Annotated in this window: 3 protein-coding genes and 1 pseudogene; 2 read left to right on the forward strand and 2 right to left on the reverse strand. The window is 69.0% G+C overall.

Annotated features, from left to right (window positions below):
* Positions 1–358 (reverse strand): annotated as a pseudogene (locus H7290_RS17980) (tRNA (adenosine(37)-N6)-dimethylallyltransferase MiaA); the annotation flags it as partial.
* Positions 359–449: 91 nt separating this feature from the next.
* Between H7290_RS17980 and H7290_RS17985 the strand changes: the two are divergent.
* Positions 450–668, forward strand: a complete 219-nt coding sequence (locus H7290_RS17985; RefSeq protein ID WP_290515393.1) for an Rv0909 family putative TA system antitoxin — start codon at positions 450–452, stop codon at positions 666–668.
* A 9-nt stretch (positions 669–677) separates the two neighbouring features.
* Here the strand turns inward: H7290_RS17985 and H7290_RS17990 are convergent, their stop codons facing one another.
* Positions 678–1,358, reverse strand: coding sequence for a hypothetical protein (locus tag H7290_RS17990; protein ID WP_290515394.1), 681 nt, complete (start codon positions 1,356–1,358; stop codon positions 678–680).
* A 77-nt stretch (positions 1,359–1,435) separates the two neighbouring features.
* Here H7290_RS17990 and H7290_RS17995 point away from each other — a divergent pair, with 77 nt between their 5' ends.
* Positions 1,436–2,026, forward strand: a complete 591-nt coding sequence (locus H7290_RS17995) for a hypothetical protein (protein WP_290515395.1) — start codon at positions 1,436–1,438, stop codon at positions 2,024–2,026.
* Positions 2,027–2,035: the final 9 nt, after the last annotated feature.

The following is a 2,035-nucleotide window of genomic DNA, read 5'->3' on the forward strand; positions in this document are numbered from 1 at the left end:
CGGCGCGGACGTACAGTGCCGACCCTCCGACCAGCACCGGGACGACCCCGCCGGCGAAGCAGTCGGCGATCGATGCCCGGGCCAGGGTCTGGAACTCTGCGACGGGTGCCGTCTCGGTGACCTCGAGGACGTCGAACAGGTGGGGCGGCACGACCTGGCTTTCTGCCGCCCTGGGCTTGGCCCTGCCGATGTCCATGCCGCGGTAGAGCTGCATCGAGTCGGCGTTGACGATCTCCGCCGGATGGCCCGCACCTCCGTGGCCGGTCGCCCTCATCCGCCGGGCGATGTCTACTGCCAGCGACGACTTGCCGGATGCCGTGGGGCCGACGATGACCACGAGGTGATCTGTCACAGACATACGTGAAGTCTCGCAGTAGGGTGACTCTCACACCGGAGGGGTTGCCTCGACCGCTCGTGACCGTCACCACCGCTCACAGAAGGGGGAAGCCATGGGTTTCCTCGACAAGCTGAAGAAGAAGGCTCCTGAGCTCAAGGCCAAGGCGGCAGACCTCGCGGCCAGCCAGAACGACAAGATCGACCGAGGTCCCGACAAGGCCGCCGGCGCTGCGAGCAAGGCCACCAAGGGCAAGTACGACGCCAAGATCGACGGCGCGGTCGGCAAGGCCAAGGACAGCGTCGACAAGCTCGCCGAGGACGGCAAGAAGTAGCCGGTCTGCTCAGGCGATCGGTGCCAGCTGCCAGTCAGCCACCCAGTAACCGACGCCGAGGGGCGCCACGTCCACGCGCAGGTTGGCGCGGATGTCGGCGCCCTCGTGCGTCTGCGACCTGATCTGCGCGCTCACCAGCTCGCCCAACGTCCGAAGCGGGCGGGTGCCGGCGGCACCGAGCTCGTCACCGAGCGCGACATCGAGCGCGGCCAGCACTGAGATGTCACCAGTGCCGAGCGCCGAGGCGATCGCCGAATCGAAGGGCTCGGCCCGCTCGTCGAGGTAACCCGGCGCTGCGACCGTACGCTTGACGCTGCCGTCGGCCATGACCAGCACCGCCACCGATCCGCCGATGTCGGGCACACCCGTCGAGTAGGTGCGGGGCCCCTCCCAGCCGGCGCGGTCCAGCAGCCAGGCGCCGATCGTCAGGCTCAGCGGCAGGCCCTCGCCCTCGCCCCCGGCATGCAGCTCGACCCCGTACGCCTCGAAGCCGCCGCCTGCCGACTCGTCGCGATCATCGCCCGCCGCACCGGAGCCGAGGACGACGATACGGTCCGGGCGGAGCGCCACAAGCGCGCCGACCACCTCGTCGCAGGCCTGCCGGACGTCATCCAGCTCGGAGGCGGCACCTGCCGCGACCTCTGGTACCAGCATGGGTGGGTGCGGGCACACAGCGGCGGCGACGATCACCACTCGAGCCTAGTGGGCACGCCTCAGATGTCCCGTTGAAGGCGGCAGGCACGGCCGGGTCATGACACGATGAACACGTGATCGAGTCACCCGGCCTGCCGGCCTACCCACCGGCACGCAACGCCTGGGACTACCCACCACCACCGGTCTCACACGGGTGGAAGTGGGTCGCGATCGCCGCCGCTGTGCTCAGCCTCCTGGCTGCCGTGGCCCTGGCCTCGACGGCCTACATCGCAGGCACCCACGACAACCCGGGCCTGATCCAGGACCAGCGCATGCTCGATGTCATCGGGCGCGAGTGCCTGATCATGACGGCCACCGTCGACTCGATGCCGGTGTTCGGTCCCCCACGCCAGCAGGCCGCGATCCTGGAGGATCAGGACGCCGCGGTCCTCACGATGGTCGAGGCGATCCGCAAGGCCCGCGACCGTACGGGGTCGGACGACCGGCCGATCACCCAGTGGCTCAACGACTGGGAGCGGCTCGTCGGCGCACGGGAGACACTTGCCGAGGCGCTGCAGACGAGCCCGACCAGCAACCTCTACATCCCCGCTGACGAGAGCGGAAACCCCATTGACGAACGTATGAATGACGCGTTGATCCTCAGCGAGTGCGTCGTGCCACACGCGCTCGTCGACCCCTACATCGCCGAGGAGACGACGGTCTGAGCCGCGGTC

The sequence above is a fragment of the Aeromicrobium sp. genome (genome assembly GCF_014378035.1).
Classification (GTDB): domain Bacteria; phylum Actinomycetota; class Actinomycetes; order Propionibacteriales; family Nocardioidaceae; genus Aeromicrobium.

Bases quoted from the DNA above. Each gene is read 5' to 3' on its own strand.
- H7290_RS17985 (WP_290515393.1), top strand. From the start codon at position 450: ATGGGTTTCCTCGACAAGCTGAAGAAGAAGGCTCCTGAGCTCAAGGCC.